Annotated in this window: 19 protein-coding genes and 1 tRNA gene; 12 read left to right on the top strand and 8 right to left on the bottom strand. The window is 63.9% G+C overall.

Translation table 11 applies throughout. The features are described from left to right. Positions 1–223 precede the first annotated feature (223 nt). Positions 224–781, bottom strand: coding sequence for an RNA polymerase sigma factor (locus ABJ196_RS01080; protein WP_347304845.1), 558 nt, complete (start codon positions 779–781; stop codon positions 224–226). A gap of 135 nt (positions 782–916) precedes the next feature. Between ABJ196_RS01080 and ABJ196_RS01075 the strand changes: the two genes are divergently transcribed. From ABJ196_RS01075 to ABJ196_RS01065, 3 genes are all read left to right on the top strand, one after another. Then, positions 917–2,464: a catalase gene (locus ABJ196_RS01075; RefSeq protein WP_347304844.1), complete on the top strand. Its 1,548-nt coding sequence runs from the start codon at positions 917–919 to the stop codon at positions 2,462–2,464. 48 nt (positions 2,465–2,512) lie between these two features. Next, positions 2,513–3,916 carry a hypothetical protein gene (locus ABJ196_RS01070; protein WP_347304843.1) on the top strand — a complete coding sequence of 468 codons (1,404 nt, stop codon included), beginning with the start codon at positions 2,513–2,515 and terminating at the stop codon, positions 3,914–3,916. 205 nt (positions 3,917–4,121) lie between these two features. Beyond that, positions 4,122–4,610, top strand: a complete 489-nt coding sequence (locus tag ABJ196_RS01065; protein WP_347304842.1) for a DUF1801 domain-containing protein — start codon at positions 4,122–4,124, stop codon at positions 4,608–4,610. Between the two features lie 33 nt (positions 4,611–4,643). On the opposite strand, the gene ABJ196_RS01060 is transcribed toward ABJ196_RS01065, so the two are convergent. Both ABJ196_RS01060 and ABJ196_RS01055 read right to left on the bottom strand, forming a co-directional pair. After that, positions 4,644–4,720 (bottom strand) — tRNA-Pro (locus tag ABJ196_RS01060). A 66-nt stretch (positions 4,721–4,786) separates the two neighbouring features. Further along, positions 4,787–5,683: a metallophosphoesterase gene (locus ABJ196_RS01055; protein WP_347304874.1), complete on the bottom strand. Its 897-nt coding sequence runs from the start codon at positions 5,681–5,683 to the stop codon at positions 4,787–4,789. A gap of 60 nt (positions 5,684–5,743) precedes the next feature. On the opposite strand from ABJ196_RS01055, the gene ABJ196_RS01050 reads away from it, so the two are divergent. Further along, positions 5,744–6,211, top strand: coding sequence for a GatB/YqeY domain-containing protein (locus ABJ196_RS01050; RefSeq protein ID WP_066489328.1), 468 nt, complete (start codon positions 5,744–5,746; stop codon positions 6,209–6,211). 213 nt (positions 6,212–6,424) lie between these two features. Here ABJ196_RS01050 and ABJ196_RS01045 read toward each other — a convergent pair whose 3' ends face one another. Next, positions 6,425–8,860 (bottom strand): transglycosylase domain-containing protein, encoded by a 2,436-nt coding sequence (locus ABJ196_RS01045; RefSeq protein WP_347304841.1) that lies wholly within the window; start codon positions 8,858–8,860, stop codon positions 6,425–6,427. A gap of 202 nt (positions 8,861–9,062) precedes the next feature. On the opposite strand from ABJ196_RS01045, the gene ABJ196_RS01040 reads away from it, so the two are divergent. The 4 genes from ABJ196_RS01040 to ABJ196_RS01025 are packed head-to-tail and all read left to right on the top strand — an operon-like array spanning position 9,063 to position 10,876. Continuing rightward, positions 9,063–9,380 carry a WhiB family transcriptional regulator gene (locus ABJ196_RS01040; RefSeq protein ID WP_066489344.1) on the top strand — a complete coding sequence of 106 codons (318 nt, stop codon included), beginning with the start codon at positions 9,063–9,065 and terminating at the stop codon, positions 9,378–9,380. A gap of 38 nt (positions 9,381–9,418) precedes the next feature. Then, complete coding sequence (locus tag ABJ196_RS01035) at positions 9,419–9,580, top strand: DUF4177 domain-containing protein (RefSeq protein ID WP_181734563.1); 162 nt, start codon at positions 9,419–9,421, stop codon at positions 9,578–9,580. Then, a complete protein-coding gene (locus ABJ196_RS01030) occupies positions 9,581–10,039 on the top strand; it encodes a RidA family protein (RefSeq protein ID WP_347304840.1) in 459 nt (152 codons plus the stop codon). It begins immediately after the preceding gene. A gap of 30 nt (positions 10,040–10,069) precedes the next feature. Then, complete coding sequence (locus ABJ196_RS01025; RefSeq protein ID WP_347304839.1) at positions 10,070–10,876, top strand: MBL fold metallo-hydrolase; 807 nt, start codon at positions 10,070–10,072, stop codon at positions 10,874–10,876. A gap of 171 nt (positions 10,877–11,047) precedes the next feature. Here the strand turns inward: ABJ196_RS01025 and glxR are convergent, their stop codons facing one another. Further along, a complete protein-coding gene (gene glxR / locus ABJ196_RS01020) occupies positions 11,048–11,731 on the bottom strand; it encodes a CRP-like cAMP-activated global transcriptional regulator GlxR (RefSeq protein WP_347304838.1) in 684 nt (227 codons plus the stop codon). A 373-nt stretch (positions 11,732–12,104) separates the two neighbouring features. On the opposite strand from glxR, the gene nth reads away from it, so the two are divergent. From nth to ABJ196_RS01000, 4 genes are read left to right on the top strand one after another with little or no spacing between them, the layout of a single operon-like run. After that, the gene (gene nth, locus ABJ196_RS01015; RefSeq protein WP_347304837.1) at positions 12,105–12,761 is read left to right on the top strand and encodes an endonuclease III; all 657 of its coding nucleotides are present in this window, start codon (positions 12,105–12,107) and stop codon (positions 12,759–12,761) included. After that, a complete protein-coding gene (locus tag ABJ196_RS01010; protein ID WP_347304836.1) occupies positions 12,754–13,341 on the top strand; it encodes a redoxin domain-containing protein in 588 nt (195 codons plus the stop codon). Before nth ends, ABJ196_RS01010 begins: the two co-directional genes overlap by 8 nt. Further along, entirely contained in the window at positions 13,338–14,003 is a 666-nt protein-coding gene (locus tag ABJ196_RS01005; protein WP_347304835.1) for a CoA pyrophosphatase, read from the top strand. Before ABJ196_RS01010 ends, ABJ196_RS01005 begins: the two co-directional genes overlap by 4 nt. A 36-nt stretch (positions 14,004–14,039) precedes the next feature. After that, positions 14,040–15,233: a MarP family serine protease gene (locus ABJ196_RS01000; RefSeq protein ID WP_347304834.1), complete on the top strand. Its 1,194-nt coding sequence runs from the start codon at positions 14,040–14,042 to the stop codon at positions 15,231–15,233. A gap of 39 nt (positions 15,234–15,272) precedes the next feature. Here the strand turns inward: ABJ196_RS01000 and ABJ196_RS00995 are convergent, their stop codons facing one another. The 3 genes from ABJ196_RS00995 to ABJ196_RS00985 all read right to left on the bottom strand — a co-directional run bounded on the left by ABJ196_RS00995 (position 15,273) and on the right by ABJ196_RS00985 (position 17,721). After that, complete coding sequence (locus tag ABJ196_RS00995; RefSeq protein WP_347304833.1) at positions 15,273–16,172, bottom strand: alpha/beta hydrolase; 900 nt, start codon at positions 16,170–16,172, stop codon at positions 15,273–15,275. Between the two features lie 78 nt (positions 16,173–16,250). Beyond that, complete coding sequence (locus tag ABJ196_RS00990; protein WP_347304832.1) at positions 16,251–16,751, bottom strand: phage holin family protein; 501 nt, start codon at positions 16,749–16,751, stop codon at positions 16,251–16,253. Positions 16,752–16,884: 133 nt separating this feature from the next. Continuing rightward, positions 16,885–17,721, bottom strand: a complete 837-nt coding sequence (locus ABJ196_RS00985) for an HAD family hydrolase (RefSeq protein WP_347304831.1) — start codon at positions 17,719–17,721, stop codon at positions 16,885–16,887. Positions 17,722–17,753: the final 32 nt, after the last annotated feature.

Raw genomic sequence — 17,753 nt, 5'->3', positions numbered from 1 at the left:
GGTCGACTATCGATTTGCCACGTATGTCTCTCCCCCACGGTACGTGCGTCCGGCAACTCAATTCCAGCAGCGTATGGGCTTTTCAGCTAATTTTACGAAGAAACCAGGGGTGGAAAATGGGGCTGGCTAGTACAAACGCGAGATGTGTAACTAGTGGGTAACAATTGCTGAGAAGGGGCTTATGTGGGGGGTTTGAGGCGCGCGGTGAAGGGGGGTGGATTGACTAGTCCCGGGCGCTGGCGCCGTCGATGAGATCCTTGCGGGCGCGGGCGACGCGAGAGCGGATGGTGCCTACGCGCACGCCGGAAATCTTGGCGGCTTCCTCGTAGGTATAGCCCAGGACCTGGGTGAGGATGAGGGCTTCGCGGCGGTCCGCTGGGAGGGCATCGATAAGCGCACGGGCGTCGATCCATTCGGACCATGTGGCGGAGGATTCGCCGGTGGACGCGCCAGCGGTGGCGTCCTCGTATTGGGTGGCGGACTTGCGGGGACGCGCCATGTCGTGCCGGATGTTGTCTACCCACACGCGTCGGGCGAGGGAGAGTAGCCAGGTGCGCGCGGAAGAACGGGCAGCGAAGCGGGGGAGTGCGCTCATGACCCGCAGATACGTTTCTTGCGTAAGGTCGTCAGCGATCTCAGGTCCGCCGAGGTGGGCGATGAGCCGCCATACGTCATCTTGGGTGGCGCGGATGAACTCCGTGAGAGCTGCGCGGTCGCCACGGCCGGCCTTGAGGGCCAGGTCAGTGACGCGTGCGTCATCAGCTTCGGAGTGGTGTTTCACGCGGTTTAATCTACCAGGTTAAGGCAACCTATTAATTCGCTGTCATTTGTTGCGCGACCCCATTAAAAGAGATACACTATGGGCATCCCCTGATTGATAAATCCGCCCGAAATATTAAGGAAGAAGGCAGACAGCATGTCCGACCTAGACAAGATTCTTACCCAAGGCGAGCGCCCGGCAGCACAACCCGGCGAGTCCACCACTCGCGCGTCCGGCCAGCCCGTGCCGAGCGAGAACACCTCCATTACCGCTGGCCCGCAGGGCCCGGTGGTGCTCAACGACTCCCACCTCATTGATAAGCTCGCGCACTTCAACCGCGAGCGCGTCCCGGAGCGCACCCCGCACGCCAAGGGCCACGGCGCCTTCGGCGAGCTGCACATTACCGAGGATGTCTCCCAGTACACCAAGGCCAAGCTCTTCCAGAAGGGCACCGTGACCCCGATGGTGGGCCGTTTCTCCACCGTCGCCGGCGAGCAGGGCTCCCCGGATACCTGGCGCGACGTCCACGGTTTCGCGCTGCGTTTCTACACGGAGGATGGCAACTACGACATCGTGGGTAATAACACTCCGGTGTTCTTCCTGCGCGACGGCATGAAGTTCCCGGACTTCATCCACTCCCAGAAGCGCCTCGGCTCCTCCGGTCTGCGCGACGCGGACATGCAGTGGGACTTCTGGACCCGTAACCCGGAGACCGCCCACCAGGTCACCTACCTGATGACTGACCGCGGCACCCCGAAGACCACCCGTAACCAGGACGGCTTCGGCTCCCACACGTTCCAGTGGATTAACGAGGAGGGCCAGGCTGTGTGGGTGAAGTACCACTTCAAGACCCGCCAGGGCTGGGAGAACTTTACTGACGATGAGGCGACCATGGAGGCGGGCAAGAACCCGGATTCCCACCGCCAGGACCTCTACGACGCCATCGAGCGCGGTGACTACCCCATTTGGGACGTCAAGGTGCAGATCATGCCCATGGACGAGGCGGAGGACTACCGCTGGAACCCGTTCGATCTGACCAAGGTCTGGTCCCAGAAGGATTACCCGCTCATTCCGGTGGGCTACTTCGTGCTCAACCGCAACCCGCGCAACTTCTTCGCGCAGATTGAGCAGCTCGCACTCGACCCGTCCAACCTGGTCCCGGGTGTCGGCCTGTCCCCGGACAAGATGCTGCAGGCGCGCGTCTTCGCCTACTCGGACCAGCAGCGTTACCGCATTGGCACCAACTACCGTCAGCTGCCGGTCAACCAGCCGCTCAATAAGGTCAACACTTATGAGCACGAGGGCTCCATGTCCTTCCTGTTCAACGCGCCGGAGGAGCCCGTGTACTCCCCGAACCGCTTCGACAAGGGCAACGGCTACCTCGATGACGATAAGGTCAACATCCGCGAGGGTGCGTACGAGGCACAGGATGCCCCGGAGATGTACATCAACCCGGATCCGCACGGTACCGACCTCACGCGTGCGGGCTATGTCAAGCACCGTGATGATGACGACTTCATGCAGCCGGGCATCCTCTACCGCGAGGTCCTCGACGATGAAGGCCGTGAGCATCTCGTCACCAACATCACGAACGCGATGGTAGGCGTCCACCCGGAGACCGAGGAGCGCGTCTACGAGTACTTCACGAACGTCGACCCGGAGCTCGGCCAACGCGTGCGCGAGGTCTTCGCGACCAAGAAGTAACGGCGCGCCTGACCGGCCGCGTCCCCGCTGGTCGATAGGTTAAAGGGCATGAAACTCCGTGCCCTCCTGTTATCCCTCCTGCTCGTCCTGCCCCTTGCCGTAGGGGCAGGACTACAGGCGTTTTTCGGCTGGCGTGCCGATGCCCCCGCGGCAGCGCCGCAGAGCGCCCCGGGGACGGCTGAGGCAGCGCGGGCGGCATCGGAAGCACGGGCGCAGGCCGAGTTCCTGGAGACCGGGACAGGACAGCTTAAAGATGGCACGGGCAAGCTCGTGGAGGGGGCCAAGCCGCTGGGGGAGGGCGTGGATTCTGCGAAGAAGGGCGCGGATGATTTGGCCGCGGGACTTACTCAGTTGCAGTCCGGCACGGGACAGCTGGGCGATGGCGCGACGAGGATTGCGGACGGCGTGGGCACGGCCGTGGACAATATTGTGGGCGTCAACGCGGTGCGCGGGCAGATTATCGCCGCGATTGACTCGACGCTCGCGGAACTCAAGGGCAATGATTCGGCAGATGCGCGCGCGATCAAGGGGCAGCTCACGGATTTGAAGGCGCAGGCGCAGAACTTTGAACTCGATGCGAACCTGGCAGCACAGCTCACTGAGCTGAAGAAGGGCTCGCGCGACCTCGCCAACCAGTTGGCCGTCTCTGGCTACGATTATCACGACGGCGTGTACACGGCGACGCAGGGCGCGAAGGATCTCGCGGCTGGCCTAGGTGAGCTGCAAAAGGGCACGGACGAGGCGCTCTCGGGCGTGGATGAACTCGACTCGGGCGCCCAGCGCCTGCAGACGATGGCGGAACAGAACTCCACCAAGATCGACGCTGTGCAGAAGGCCATGCCTGCTCCGGCCGCGCAATCCGCGCCCGCCGTGGCACTCGACCCGCTGCTCGCGGTGCTGCTCTCCGCGCTCACGCTGCTGGGCGGCGCGGGCGTGGGCGTGTACTGGGCCGCTGCCGCGCGTGCCGGGGCGCGCGTGTGGCACGTCCTCCTGCTGGGCACCCTGGGCCTCACGATCGCGGCCGCGGCGGGTCTGGCACTCTGTGCGCTCCCCGCGCTCGACGGCGCCTCTCTCGCTGCCGCGGCGCCGGCCGTGGGGCTTGCCGCTGGTGTCTTCGCCCTGGCCACCCTGGCTGGCGCCGTCGCCACGCGCCTGCTCATCGCCGGTACCGGCATTGGTTGGGGTCTTACCTTCGCTGGCTTGGGCGGACTGGCGCAGCTGCTGCTCACCGGCTGGATCTGGAAGGCCGGTATCACAGGCGCGGCCCTTGTAGTGGCCAATCTCTTCCCGTTGGCGTGGGCGACATCGGGTGTTGTGGTCACCGTCAACGGCGGCGACGCGGCCTTGCAATGGACCGCTGTGGGTGTGCTTGCGGTGATAGTGTGCTGCGGATTCGCTGTGAGCCGCGCCGTGCGACCTGCGCAAACGGCAGTGGCGACGAACGATGAGTAGCTCTTTCTGGACACAAGGAAATGTCACCTAAAGCGAGTAGGTTTCCCTCCCTAGGAGTGCTACTATTACTAGTGCTCACGTAAGCTCGCTTAGGGGGCGGGCGCGCAGTGCTGTGGCACTGCAAGTGAGTGATAGGGAATAGGGACGACGCGGTAGCTGTAGGGGCGCCGCGTCGTTTCCCCTTTTTCGGCTGTATGGTGGGGCTATGGCTTCCACCCCGGCTTCTAACCCCTCCACCGGCCGTGGTTCGTGGTCCGTCGGGCACACGGGCGTCAACGCACCCGATATTACAACCACGCAGGGCACCGCCTCAGGGGTCGCGGCCTTCTTCGCGACGCTCACGCCGCGCCGCCGGGCGCACGGCGAGCTCCTCGCCCAGATCTTTGAAAGCGCTACCGGGGACACCGGCGTGCTGTGGGGTCCGTCCATGGTGGGCTACGGGGAAGCGCACTACCGCTACGCCACCGGCCGCGAGGGCGATACGTTCCGCGTGGGTTTTGCCCCGCGCAAGGCCAAGCTCAGCCTCTACGGACTCCAGGACGCCCCGCGCTGGGAGGAGCTGTCCGCGCGCCTTGGGAAGTTCACCACTGGTGCGTCGTGCGTCTACGTCAATAAGCCGGAAGACATTGATCTGGAGGCACTTGCTGCGCTCATCGCGGACGCGTGGGCCGCGGGCGTGGCGGGTGAAAAATAAAAATCCGGCTAGTAGAAACTAGCCGGAGTGAGATGGTCGGGATAACAGGATTTGAACCTGCGACCTCTTCGTCCCGAACGAAGCGCGCTACCAAACTGCGCCATATCCCGGTCGCCCGCTCTAAGCGGTACTGGAATACCTTATCTCACACCCTCGACAAACAACAAAACGGCAGGTTAATCCACTTCGGTGATGCGAATGAGTGTGGCGGACGGGCGGCAGAAGACGCGGAAGGGCACGAACTTGGACTGGCCCAGGCCGTTGGAGACGTGCATTTTCATCGGCCCGAAATCGTGGAGGCCTTGGACGCGGGCGCGGTCGATGCCGCAATTCGTCACGATCGCGTGCGAGCCCGGCAAGCACAGCTGACCGCCGTGGGTGTGACCGGACAGGGAGAGCTGGTAGCCATCGGCGGCGAAACGCTCGAGGACGCGGGGCTCCGGGGCGTGGAGGAGCGCAAGGGCGAGGTCCGCGTCCTCATTGGGGGCGCCGGCGATTTCTGCGTAGTCGTCAAGGTCATGGTGTGGGTCGTCCACGCCGGCGGCGGCGAGGCGTACGTCGCCCACCTTGAACTCGTGGCGTGCCTGGTTGGCGTCACGCCAGCCGTGCTCGATAAACGCCGCGCGCATGCCCTGCCAGGGCAGATCGACATACGAGGGCGTGTTCTTTTTGCCGATGAGGTAATTAAACGGGTTAGGCAAGCGCGGCGCCCAGTAATCGTTCGTGCCGAAGCAGAACAGGCCAGGGCGGGCGAGTAGCGGCCCAAGCGCGCGCAGTACGTCAGGCACGGCGCGTTCGTCCGAGAGATTATCGCCGGTGTTGATGACGAGGTCTGGGTCGAGGGCATCGAGAGCCGAGACCCACGCGACCTTGCGCTCCTGACCCGGAATCATGTGCAGGTCGCTGATGTGCAACAACTTGAACTCGCGGGCGTCGCGCAGCGTGCCCTTGGGCAGCAACGGCACCGTGATGTCCTTGAGCTCGAAGCGGGAGGTTTCACGGTAGGCGAGCGCCAGCGTGCCCAGTCCGGCAGCGACGGTGGCTGCTGCGGCGGCGGTGAGGGTGCCTGCAATTGCTGAATTCTTCACGATCTTAACCCTACCTGGCGGCTCCAGACGCGTAGATTGGATTACATGAGTCAGTTGAAAGAAACCATCCGCGCCGACCTGAAGACCGCCATGAAGGCCCGTGAAAAGGAGCGCACGAGCGCCATCCGCTCGTTGCTCGCCGCCATCCAGGCCGAGGAAACGAATGGTGCCCGCCACGATCTCACCGACGAGGACGTACTTAAGGTCATCGCCCGCGAGATTAAGAAACGCCGCGAGTCCGCAGAGGTCTACGCCGAGAACGGCCGCCCAGAACTCGCTGAGGCCGAGCTTGTCGATGTCCCCTTCTTCGAGGCTTACCAGCCCGCACAGCTCTCGGACGATGAGGTCACGGCCCTCGTTGACGAGGCCGTCGCTGAGGTCGAGGCCGAGAAGGGCGAGCCTGCCTCCATGAAGCTCATGGGTGGGGTCATGAAGGCTGCCAACGCCAAGGCTGCCGGCCGCGTGGACGGCAAGCGGCTTTCCGATGCCGTCAAGGCACGTCTGCAGGGCTAGTTCTGCAGCGCCAGCTCGCCACTGGCATGGCTTAAAGACCGCGGGAGAAGCAGAGATTCTCCCGCGGTCTTTGTACGTTGAGCGGAGGGCGACGACGGAGATGACGACGTTGAACACGATAAACGCCGCGACAGCGAGCGCGCCGAGGATCGCCAACGCCCGCCCCGCGGTGGGCGGGACGGGCGTGAAACGAACGGAGCGTGAGAGCCAGCGTTAGAGGCCGAAGGCATTGCGGACGCTGTCCGCGAGGTCGTTGAACTGCTGCTCGAGGTCGGGGACAGTTGGCGCCGCCGGTGCGGCCGGCGCGGCCGGCGCGGCGGGCCCGTTGGCCGCGTTCGCAGCCGCCGCGCCGGTTCCCTCGGCGCGCCACGAGCCGCTCGTGGGCGCGGCGTCGCCGGTGCCGTCAGAGACCTGCAGCGTGACTTCGGCGCCCTTCTTCAGGCCGCCGGCCGGCTTGAGCGCGCGCACGACCTGGCCGTAGCCCACGCCCATCCCAGGCACCCGGTTGACCTTGACGCTGTAGCCCTTGGACTCCAGCGTGCGGCGAGCCTCGGCCTCGGACTTATTCTTCAGTCCATCGAGCGTCGCGTCGCCGGACGTGCCCTTGTCATAGGCATTGTTGTAACCGGGGAGGGCACCCACACCAAGCTGGCTTGCGAGCTCGAAGTAGGTCGCGGCCGGTTCCTTGCCGCCAAAGAGATCGCCCCAGCCACACTGGCGGACGGGGCCGGTGCACAGCGGGGTGGTCGTCGTGCCGTCGTTATAGATGTAGGGCGCCGCGGACCACTTCGAGGTAAAGCCCAGGAAGGCGGAGGACTGGTTGGACTCAGTCGTACCGGTCTTCGCCGCGGTGGTGTCGCTGAAGCCGTAGGCGCGCGCCGACTCGGCCGCAGTGCCCTTGACGGCGTCTTGGCTGAGCGCATTCGACAGGGCATCGGCCACGTCCTTGTCGATGGCGCGCTCGCACGGGGTGGGGTCGAGATAGACCTCGTTGCCCTCGCGGTCAGTGATCTTCTCGATGGGGTTGGGCTCGCACCACATGCCGCCGGACGCGATGGTTGCGCCCACGTTGGACAGCTCGAGCGGATTCACGGCCGTGGGGCCCAGCGTGTAGGAGCCCATGGAGGAATCCTTCGCGGTCTGGGCGATGGAAGAGTCCTCGCTAAACGAGCCGTCCTTGATGTAGCTGCGCAGGCCCAGCTTGACCGAGGTGTCGACGATGGAGGACACGCCGAGCTGCTCTAGCATCTGCACGAACGTCGTATTCGGCGAGTAAGCGAGTGCGTCCTGCAACGTCATGGATGCCTGGTAGGAGCCAGCGTTTTCGACGCAGTACTTGTCAGCCGGGCAATTCTGCGCGCCGCCGTGACCCAGGCCCGAGGCCTCGTAGCGCGCCGGGACGGAGAGTTGATCCTTGAGGCCGTACCCGGCCTCGAGACCGGCAGCCGCCGTGAAGATCTTGAAGACGGAGCCCGCGCCGTTGCCCACGAGGGAATACGGCTGCGGCAGGATCGTCTCGTAGTTGTCCTGGTCCAGGCCGTAGGTGCGCGAGGACACCATGGCGAGCACGTCGCGGTCATCGGCGGCGGGCTCGACGACGTTCATGACCTCGGCGACGCCAGGAGCGGTGGGCGAGGTCTGATCGCTTACTGCCTTCTTCGCGGCATCCTGTGCCTTCGGGTCGAGTGTCGTGGTGATGGTGTAACCGCCACGCGCGAGCGAGTCTACATCCAGGCCCTTGGCATCCAAGTACTCGAGTACATAGTCGCAGAAGAAGCCGCGGTCGCCGGCGCCGATGCAGCCGTTCGCGAGCAGCGACGGCTCGGAATTGACGCCGAGCGGCTGTGCGGCGGCATCGTCAGCCTCGGCCTGCGAGATGTAGCCGTTGGCGACCATGGACTGCAGGACCGTATTGCGGCGCTCCGTGACTGCCTCCTCATTGGTGTACGGATTGAGGTACTCCGAAGACTGGACCATGCCGGCGAGCATGGCCGACTGTGGCAGCGTGAGGTCGCTGGCGTTTTCGCCGAAGTAGGTGCGTGCGGCGGCCTCGATGCCGTAGGCGTGGTTACCGAAGGAGACGAGGTTCAAGTAGTTGGTGAGAATCTGCTCCTTGCTCAGTGTCTTGTCGATCTGCGTAGCCATGCGCATCTCGCGCAGCTTGCGGGCGACGGACTGCTCGGTGGCGGCCTGCTGATCCTCTTCGTCCTCGGCGGCGACGAGCAGCAGGTAATTCTTCACGTACTGCTGATCGAGCGTCGACGCGCCCTGGGATACGCCTCCGGCGAGGACGTTGGTGGCTACCGCACGGAAGTTGCCTTGGATGTCCACGCCTTCGTGGTCATAGAAGCGGCGATCCTCGATGGAGACGATGGCGTCCTTCATCGTCTGTGAGATCTTGTCAGGAGCGACGGGGTAGCGACGCTGCGTAAACAGGTACGCCATGTCGTCACCGGTCGCGTCCTTTATAGTGGTCACGCCGGGCATGTTGGCGGCCTCGAGGTCGTTGATGTCAGACTCCATCGCCTCTTGCGTGCGCGCGATGGCGACGCCGCCCACACCGGCGACGGGTGCCATGGCGAGCGCGCAGAGAAGTCCTACGAGGGCGGTCGCGCAGACCATCTTCAACAGGGCCTTAATATAAGTCACCTTCCATACACTACGTTGCTTTCCTGTGAAGCGAAACGCGTAAGCCCCCCTAAAGTGTGACCTGTTAGACAACGTAAATACCCTGTGAATACACTTACCTGTGTTAGGTTCCCTGAATTTGTGTGGGTGGTGCCCCGCACGGTCTGCGTCTGGGTGTGCCCGCTCCCGGCGTAGACACAACGTTGGAAGGAGCGCATCCCCTATGGCTGTCAGCGTGACAACTTCCCAGAATGTATCCGACTACGTCGAGCGCGGAGAGTGGGTTACCCAAGCTAAGTGTCGTAACGGAGATCCGGACGCCCTCTTCGTGCGTGGCGCGGAGCAGCGCAAGGCTGCCGTTATCTGCCGCCACTGCCCGGTTCTCACCGAATGCCGCGCCGATGCGCTCGATAATCGCGTCGAGTTCGGCGTGTGGGGTGGCCTCACCGAGCGCCAGCGCCGCGCGCTCCTGCGTAAGAACCCGCACATCACCTCGTGGGCACAGTACCTGGCCGAGGGCGGCGAGCTCGTCGGCATTTAGCCTGCACCGTGCGTGCAGGAAAAGGTAGGATTGGCCCCATGACTCAATGGGAATACGCCACCGCACCGGTGCTTACGCACGCCACCAAGCAGATCCTCGACACGTGGGGCGAGGACGGCTGGGAGCTCGTCACGATCACTCCCGGCATGAATCCGGAAAACGTCGTCGCTTACTTCAAGCGTCCGGTTGAGGAGGCTTAGATGAGCCACCTCGCGCGCCTTAAAGAACTCGGCTACTCCCTCCCGCCGGTGGCCAAGCCGCTTGCGTCCTACGTGCCTGCCACCCGCGTGGGCAACCAGGTCTGGACCTCCGGCCAGCTGCCTCTCGTTGACGGCGCCCTGCCCGTCACGGGCAAGGTCGGCGGTGCAGTGACGCCCGAGCAGGCTGCCGCTGCCGCCCGCACGGCCGTCCTCAATGCCCTCGCGGCCGTGGACGCCGAGGTAGGACTCGATAACGTCACCCGCGTTCTCAAGGTCGTGGGCTTTGTGGCCTCGGACCCGAACTTCGTGGAGCAGCCGGCCGTCATCAACGGCGCCTCGGACTTCATTGGTGAGCTCTTCGGCGAGGCGGGCAACCATGCTCGCTCGGCCGTCGGCGTTGCCGTCCTGCCTAAGGACGCACCGGTGGAAATCGAGCTTATTGTGGAAGTCAGCGCATAAGACCCGCTCGTTTGCGATAGGCTGAAAGACATGGAACATCCTGCATATAGTCAGCTGCGCCCCGTTACCCAATCCGTGGGCGTAGTTTTGTGCGATAACCCTTCATACACTGCTCTCGAGGGCACGAATACCTGGATCGTGCGTGCCCCTGAAGATGACCGCGCCATCGTGGTGGATCCGGGCCCAGAAGACGAGGGCCACCTTAATGTCGTCACCGCCAAGGCCGGCGAGGTCGCCCTCATCCTCATCACCCACCGCCACGACGATCACGCCTCCGGCGCTCAGCGCCTGCGCCAGCTCACCGGCGCCCCGATCCGTTCCTTTGATCCGAGCTACTGCAACGGTGGCGAGGCCCTCGAAGACGGCGAGATCATCGCTTTGGACGATGTCACGCCGCGTCTTGAGGTCGTTCACACTCCGGGCCACACCGCGGATTCGACGAGCTTCTTCGTCTGGTCCGGTGAGCCCAAGGAGTCCCGCCTTGAGGGCATCATTACGGGCGACACGATCGTAGGCCGCCACACCGTGCTGCTGTCCGAGACGGACGGCGACTTGGCTGATTACTTGGAGACGCTCGACGTGCTTGAGAAGCGCGGCAAGGACGTACCGCTGCTGCCGGGCCACGGTCCGGACTTGGATGACGTCTCGCAGGTCGCCCGCAAGTACATTGACCGCCGCCATTTCCGCTTGGATCAGATCAAAGAGATCCGCAGCCGTCTGGGCAACGACGTTGACCTGAAGACGCTGATCGACGAGATGTATGACGATGTGGACCCGGTTCTGCGCCACGCCGCAGAGCAGTCCACGCGCACGGCGCTCAAGTACTTGGACGCTTAAATCTCGCGCTCATAGTGGCCCCTTCGGGGCCATTTTTTATACCTGCTGCCGCGAAGTATGAATGAGTGATCGAAAAATCCGGGATTTTCGGACGACTCATTCACGGTGTAGGTGTCGGTCGGCTGAAAAATGCGAAACCCCGGCACGAGGCCGGGGAAGAAGCGCGCGGGTTTAGCGAGCGCGCTTGGCGAGGTGCTCGGTGTCGACGATGAGCACCGACTTGCCCTCGAGGCGAATCCAGCCGCGGTGGGCGAAGGTGGCGAGCGCCTTGTTGACGGTCTCGCGGGACGCGCCGACGAGCTGGGCGATCTCTTCCTGCGTGAGGTCGTGGTTGACGCGCAGCGCGCCGCCTTCCTGAACGCCGAAGCGGTTGGCGAGCTGGAGGAGCGTCTTGGCGACGCGGCCCGGGACGTCAGTGAAGATGAGATCCGCGAGGTTGGCGTTCGTGCGGCGCAGGCGGCGGGCGAGCACGCGGAGCAGCTGCTGGGCGATAGCCGGGTGATCAGCGACCCAGTGCTTGAGCATCTCCGAGTTCATGGTCGCGGCCTGGACCTCGGTGACACAGACGGCCGAGGAGGTACGCGGGCCCGGATCGAAGATGGACAGCTCGCCGAACATATCAGACGGGCCCATGACCGTGAGGAGGTTCTCGCGGCCGTCCGGCGCGTGGCGGGCGAGCTTAATCTTGCCCGAGGTGATGATGTACAGGCGATCGCCTGGCTCGCCCTCCTCGAAGATGGTGGTGCCGCGCGAGAAGCGGACCGTTTCCATTTGCTCAATCAGGTTCTGCACCGCAACCGGATCCACACCTTGGAAGATGCCGGCGCGCGAAAGAATCTCCTGTACGCCTTCCACTTATCGCTCCTTGGCTTATCGTGGACCGAGCCGTCGTTGACCCGCGAGACGGCTAAGGCCGTGCGGAGCCGAAAGTTCGATCCGAAAGTCATGTCACGCCGCAGGGTGCGACGCGTCACTATATAACGCGTCTCAGTCTACCGTGGAATTGGTCACGAATGTAAATATCGCGACCGTTAATCACTAGATCTTTCGTGAAGAGTGTGTACAACTCGCTGTCGCGAGTGTTCTACAGCGCTTTTTCCTCGAGTTTTTCCATTCCCATGGCGAAGAGAGCGAGGGCGACAGGCACGATCACAACGAGAGAAATCATGCTATCAACCCTACCCGGTCTCCACCCAGCTGCGCGGTGAGGTCGCTAGGATGGGTGATTATGGCTAGAAACACGGCGACGGACGCGCAGGAGGTTAATGCGCGGCTTGCGGAAGAATACCCTGACGCGCGCTGCGAGCTCGACTTTGAGAACCCTTTGCAGCTCACTGTCGCCACGTTGCTTTCGGCGCAGACGACGGACGAGCGCGTCAACCAGGTCACCCCGGAGCTCTTCCGGCGCTATCCCACCGCGGCGGACTACGCACAGGCGCGCCGTGGCGATGTGGAGGAGATCATCCGGCCGCTCGGCTTCCAGCGTTCTAAGGCAGGGCACCTCATCGGGATGGGGGAGACCCTCGTCGCGCGGTTCGGCGGCGAGGTCCCCCGCGCGGTCGAAGACCTTACCCAGCTGCCGGGCGTGGGCCGGAAGACGGCGCTCGTCGTGCGCGGCAACGCCTTCGACCTGCCCGGCATCACCGTCGATACGCACGTCACACGCCTGTCACATCGGCTGGGGCTTAGCGACGCGTCGACGCCGCTGGCCATTGAACGCGACCTCAACGCACAGATCCCCGAGGCCGAGCGCACCCTGTTTTCCCACCGTGTGATCCTCCACGGCCGCCGCGTGTGCACCGCTCGCTCCCCACGCTGCGACGAGTGCGTCCTTGCCGATATCTGCCCCTCCAGTACGAACCCGAGGAAGGATGCTGATGAATAAGACTGTCATTGGCTCGATTGCGGCGATGCTCGTGCTCGGCGTGGGCGTCGTCTTCGCTGCGCGTGGCGCGCTGTCCGCGGGGCCTGCGGACCAAGCCGCAGGCCAGCCGACCGTGAGTACTGCGGCGCCGGAGGATGAGGGGGCATCGGCAAGCGTGACGGGACGCCCGGACTGCCTGAGCGGCACTGTGGCGGGCGTGGACCTGCCGTGCTTGGGTGGCGAGGCGACGGGACCCGCAGCGGACGAGGGAATCACCATCGTCAACGTGTGGGCCTGGTGGTGCGAGCCCTGCCGGACCGAGATGCCGCACCTCATGGAGGTCGCCGCGGCGCACCCGGAGTGGAAGGTCGTGGGCGTGCATGCGGATACCAACGCGGGCAATGGCGCGGCGTTCCTCGAGGACACCGGGGTGGAGATGTCCAGTTTCCAGGACTCGGACAATAAGTTTGCGGGCACGCTCGGGCTGCCCGGCGTGATTCCCATTACAGTGGTGCTCAAAGATGGCGAGGTGCAGGGCCGAATCATTAAGGCCATGACGAGCGCCGAGGACATTGAAACGAGCATCGAGGAGTACCTATGAGCAGCGACGCCGCGTGGCTGCGCCCTGCCATGGGGCTGAGCACGCCGCAGATTGACGAGGTACTGGGCAACCGCCTGTTTGCGAAGGACGCGCCAAAGGTGCTCAAGCCTGCGGCGGTGCTCATGCTGTTTTCGGGCACGAGCCTCGACGACGGCGAAGTGGTGCTTACGCACCGCTCGCCGAGCATGCGATCGCATTCGGGGCAGATTGCGTTTCCTGGCGGGCGCCTGGAGGAGGGCGAGACGCCTGTCGATGCCGCGCTGCGCGAGGCGTGGGAGGAGACCGGTCTGGAGGCCGAGACGACGACGGTCGTCGAAGAGCTAGACCCCGTGACCATTCGGGTCTCCGGCCACCCGGTGAGCCCGGTACTCGCGCACTGGCATGCGCCCATGGCCTTGTGGCCGGCAAGCCCGGCGGAGACGGATGACGTTTTCACGGTTTCACTGCGCGAGCTGCTGGATCCGGAGAACCGACTCACGATTGGCTGGGGCGATTGGACAGGCCCAGCGTTCTGGGCGAATGGCTATCTCATCTGGGGGTTTACCGGCGGGCTGCTGTCGAGTTTGTTTGCGCATGCCGGGTGGGAGGAAGATTGGGACCGCGAGAATCGCCACGACCTCCGGTCGGTACTTCGATCCTCCCGTAATCGTGAGAAGATGTAATTCTTCCACGAAACCACCTGACCCGAAGGATTGTCTGTGACCGCCGCCCTCATCGTTGATGCCGTCATCGTTCTTGGCGCGCTGGCGGCGTGGTGGAGCGGCTGGCGGCAAGGCGCGTGGAGCTCGATTTTGAGTTTTATCGGCATCGTGTCTGGTCTCGTGCTGGGCATGGTGGCTGCACCCGCCGTCATGGAACTTACGGAGCAGACGGCGCTGCGCTTCCTGCTGGGGCTTGGCGTGGTCATCCTGCTCGTGGGCGTGGGCCAAATCATCGGCGGCATGCTGGGCACGACGCTGCGCGACCGCATGCGGGCGCGCTCCCAGCAGCGCATCGACTCCATCGTGGGCGCGATCTTCCAGGTCGTGGCCATGCTGCTCATCACGTGGCTCGTGTCCATTCCGTTGGCCTCTGGGCTGGGCGGCAAGGTTTCTAAGGGAATCTCGGAGTCCGAGATCCTCGGCGGTATTTCACGCTTCGCGCCCTCGCAGCTGTCCAACCTGCCGTCTGGTATCGCGGCCTTGCTCAACGACTCGGGCCTGCCGCCGCTCGTTTCACCGTGGACGGATCGGTCCACCGTTGAGGTCGAAGCACCGCGCATTGAGGTCGAGGACAAGGAGCTCGTGGAGCGCCTGCACCCCTCCGTCATCCATGTGCTCGGCGACGCGGAGACGTGTAGCCGCCGTCTCATGGGCTCGGGCTTCGTGGTGGCTGAAGATTACGTGGTGACCAACGCCCACGTCGTGGCGGGCACCAATGTGGTGGCGCTCGATACCACGCTGGGTATGAAGAACGCCGAGGTCGTCTACTACAACCCGGACGTGGATATCGCGGTACTGCACTCGACCGGCCTGGGCATTGCGCCGCTGAGCTGGGCGCCGGAGCAGGCGCAGACGGGCGATGATGCCGTGGTTATGGGCTTCCCGCTCTCCGGCCCCTTCACCGCCTCGCCTGCCCGCGTGCGGGAAGAGCTCACCATCGTGGGGCCTGACATCTATGCAGAGGGCCGTGTGGAGCGCCACGCGTACACCGTGCGCGGCACCATTCGCCAGGGCAATTCCGGCGGCCCGATGATCAACTCGACGGGTGAGGTCTTAGGCGTCGTCTTCGGCGCTTCCGTTGACGACTCGGATACCGGCTACGCGCTCACCGCTGAGGAAGTCCAGTCCCATATCGGGGACGTCACGCAGCTTGTCAATGCCGTCGATACCGGGACGTGCGTGTCCAAGTAAACCGCGGCGGCGTCATCGCTGCTTCTTGGTGGCTGCCTTTTAGTTGTTGCTTCGGCGATAGCGCCCCAGCCACAACGTGACGGTTCGGGCGAACTTCTCGGGATTTTCGATATGCGGCAAGTTCTTCGTCTTAGGGATATACGCCGTCACGAGTAATTCCGCGCGGCGTCGTGCGCGCCGAATGACAGGCCACCACAGTCTTTGGTTTGCGTGGACGAAGAGCACCGGTGCCTGCGCCTTGGCGTCGAGCCCCGCGCGCGGAATGGGCGCGGTGAGGAGCCTGTGGTTCCATACCGTGCCGCGCAGCGAATGATCGATGGCCATGGCTTGTTCGCGCAGATGCTGGTTTGCTTCTTCTGCAGGCCCCTGGGTGAGCGTATTGCGCTTCGTATCAAGCCCGAGCCGCGGGTTCTTCACGAGAACGCGCACGATGGGCAGCGGCAGGCGGAAGACAACCGTGCGCAGGAGAAACCAACCAAAATCCCAGGGGCGTGCGGCGATGGCGCGGCGCAGGTCCACCGGGTGCGCGCCGGATACCGACACCACGGCATCCACACGCTCAGGGCGCTCACACGCGACGCACCACGCCAAGGCAGCGCCGGTGTCGTTGCCAATGAGCGTTGCCGAGTCGTGGCCCAGGGCCTGGATGAGCCCCGTGATATCCCCGATGAGCGTGCGCATGTCCTGGCCCGCATCAACCGGCGGCTTATCCGACATGCCATAGCCGCGCAGATCCACTGCGGCGACGTGATGGCCAGCGGCCGCGAGGGGCTCCAACACATCCTTGTAATCGAACCAACCGCCAATCGAGCCGTGAATGCAGACAATGAGCGGATCGTGCGCGCGTCCCAGTGTGGCCGCATGCAGACGAATGCCGCGGGTATGGAGCATCTCGTGGCGCCACGGGCCGTCCAGCTCGACGACGGAGGGTGAGTTCATGTGAGTCCTTTAAAGTGCGAAACCCCGCCCATCGCCGAGACAGTGTAGCGCGATAGACGGGGAGGGAGTGCAGATTATTTAGGTGTACAGACCCTTAGAGTTCAGCTCCTTGGAGCCACGGGAACCCGGGATGACCTCCGGCAGCTGCTTGGCCGAGGCGATGGTCTTCTCCGGGGCCTTGACCTTCTTCACGTTCTTCAGGCCGATCAGCGCGGCAACACCGGCGATGACCAGCATGATAAGGAAGACGATGAGGAACGCTGCCCAGCGGTCCAGCCACGTGGCGAGGAGCTCCGCGAGGAAGAAGAAAAAGAAGAAAGAGCTAAAGCCTGCGACGATGCCTGCAACGCCGAAGAAGCCAGCGCCGATGCCGCCCTTCTTTGCGGATGCAGCGAGCTCAGTCTTGGCAAGCTCCATCTCCGAGCGCACGAGGGAGGAAATCTGCTCCGTTGCGTTGGAGACCAGCTGGCCAATGGAGGCCTCACCAGACTTCGTGGTGTCGACATCGCTGAGCGGAATAGCGTTCGCGCGCGGGGCGAACTGATTGGAACCGTCAGTGAAGAGTCCGTCGTTGCTCACGGTGAAAAACCTGCCTTGTGATCTTATGAGCTTATTTCTAAAAGTTACGCGACCACCATTCTAGCGAATTCGCTGTGAAAATGATCGCGCGACCCTGCATGCCGTCGTTCACCGCGTGCGTGAGCACGCGGAATTAAGCCGTGTTCTTTGGCGCCGAAAAAAGCCAGAATCCCGCCACCACGACTGCCGCCACGCCAGCAACGACGCCGGCGCCGATGCCCACCTCGCGGGCGTTGGGTAACGTAAACAGCGGAACTGGGTCCTTAAACGCCCGGATATCCCAGGAATTCTCCAGCGCGTGCTTCTTCAGTGGGCGGTCGGGGTTGACGGCCACGGGGTGCCCCACGAGCTCGAGCATGGGGATATCTGTTGCGGAGTCCGAGTAGGCGAAGCTGTCCTCGAGCGCGATGCCCAGTTCTTCTGCAATGTCGAGGACGGCCTCGGCCTTGGCTGGGCCCTTGCGGTAACGCAGGATTTCACCCGTGAATTCGCCGTCGATGACCTCGAGCTCCGTGGCTGCGACGACGTCAACGCCGAGCTCCTCGGCGATCGGACGCACGAGGGTTTCCGCGGAGGCAGAGATGATGACGACGGTGTGGCCTGCTGCCTTGTGGAAGTCGATGAGCTCGCGTGCCTCGGCATAGATGGCCGGGGTGACGACGGTGTGGAGCGTCTCGTGCACGATGTGCTCGACTTCATCGACCTTCCAGCCGCGCACCATGGCGGTGAGCTGGTCGCGCGAGGAATCCATTTGCTCGCTCGTTTGGCCCACCATCATGTACGTCGCTTTGGCGAGGGAAATCTGCAGCGCGTCAGCTGGCGTGATGAGTCCGTTGTGCATGAACTCTTTGCCGAAGGCGTAGGCCGACGAGGTCGCGATGATGGTCTTGTCCAGATCGAAAAACGCCGCGACGGGACGCCGTGCTGGCGTGCGCGTTGCCGGGGTTTCCGAGTGGTTCTGGGCAGTCATGGATTCCGATTGTAGCCCCTAAAGGCCAAGGT

Origin of the sequence: Corynebacterium sp. SA-MJD20WY100 (genome assembly GCF_039822565.1) — a bacterium.
GTDB classification, from domain to species: domain Bacteria; phylum Actinomycetota; class Actinomycetes; order Mycobacteriales; family Mycobacteriaceae; genus Corynebacterium; species Corynebacterium phoceense_A.
Note: the sequence above shows the minus strand (reverse complement) of the source record. Positions and strands in the feature narration are given on the sequence as shown.

What these genes read in the sequence shown, in the direction of transcription:
- ABJ196_RS01075 (WP_347304844.1), top strand. Translation starts at nt 917, where the DNA reads ATGTCCGACCTAGACAAGATTCTTACCCAAGGCGAGCGCCCGGCAGCA.
- ABJ196_RS01070 (WP_347304843.1), top strand. Translation starts at nt 2,513, where the DNA reads ATGAAACTCCGTGCCCTCCTGTTATCCCTCCTGCTCGTCCTGCCCCTT.
- ABJ196_RS01065 (WP_347304842.1), top strand. Translation starts at nt 4,122, where the DNA reads ATGGCTTCCACCCCGGCTTCTAACCCCTCCACCGGCCGTGGTTCGTGG.
- ABJ196_RS01050 (WP_066489328.1), top strand. Translation starts at nt 5,744, where the DNA reads ATGAGTCAGTTGAAAGAAACCATCCGCGCCGACCTGAAGACCGCCATG.
- ABJ196_RS01040 (WP_066489344.1), top strand. Translation starts at nt 9,063, where the DNA reads ATGGCTGTCAGCGTGACAACTTCCCAGAATGTATCCGACTACGTCGAG.
- ABJ196_RS01035 (WP_181734563.1), top strand. Translation starts at nt 9,419, where the DNA reads ATGACTCAATGGGAATACGCCACCGCACCGGTGCTTACGCACGCCACC.
- ABJ196_RS01030 (WP_347304840.1), top strand. Translation starts at nt 9,581, where the DNA reads ATGAGCCACCTCGCGCGCCTTAAAGAACTCGGCTACTCCCTCCCGCCG.
- ABJ196_RS01025 (WP_347304839.1), top strand. Translation starts at nt 10,070, where the DNA reads ATGGAACATCCTGCATATAGTCAGCTGCGCCCCGTTACCCAATCCGTG.
- nth (WP_347304837.1), top strand. Translation starts at nt 12,105, where the DNA reads ATGGCTAGAAACACGGCGACGGACGCGCAGGAGGTTAATGCGCGGCTT.
- ABJ196_RS01010 (WP_347304836.1), top strand. Translation starts at nt 12,754, where the DNA reads ATGAATAAGACTGTCATTGGCTCGATTGCGGCGATGCTCGTGCTCGGC.
- ABJ196_RS01005 (WP_347304835.1), top strand. Translation starts at nt 13,338, where the DNA reads ATGAGCAGCGACGCCGCGTGGCTGCGCCCTGCCATGGGGCTGAGCACG.
- ABJ196_RS00995 (WP_347304833.1), bottom strand. Translation starts at nt 16,172, where the DNA reads ATGAACTCACCCTCCGTCGTCGAGCTGGACGGCCCGTGGCGCCACGAG.
- ABJ196_RS00985 (WP_347304831.1), bottom strand. Translation starts at nt 17,721, where the DNA reads ATGACTGCCCAGAACCACTCGGAAACCCCGGCAACGCGCACGCCAGCA.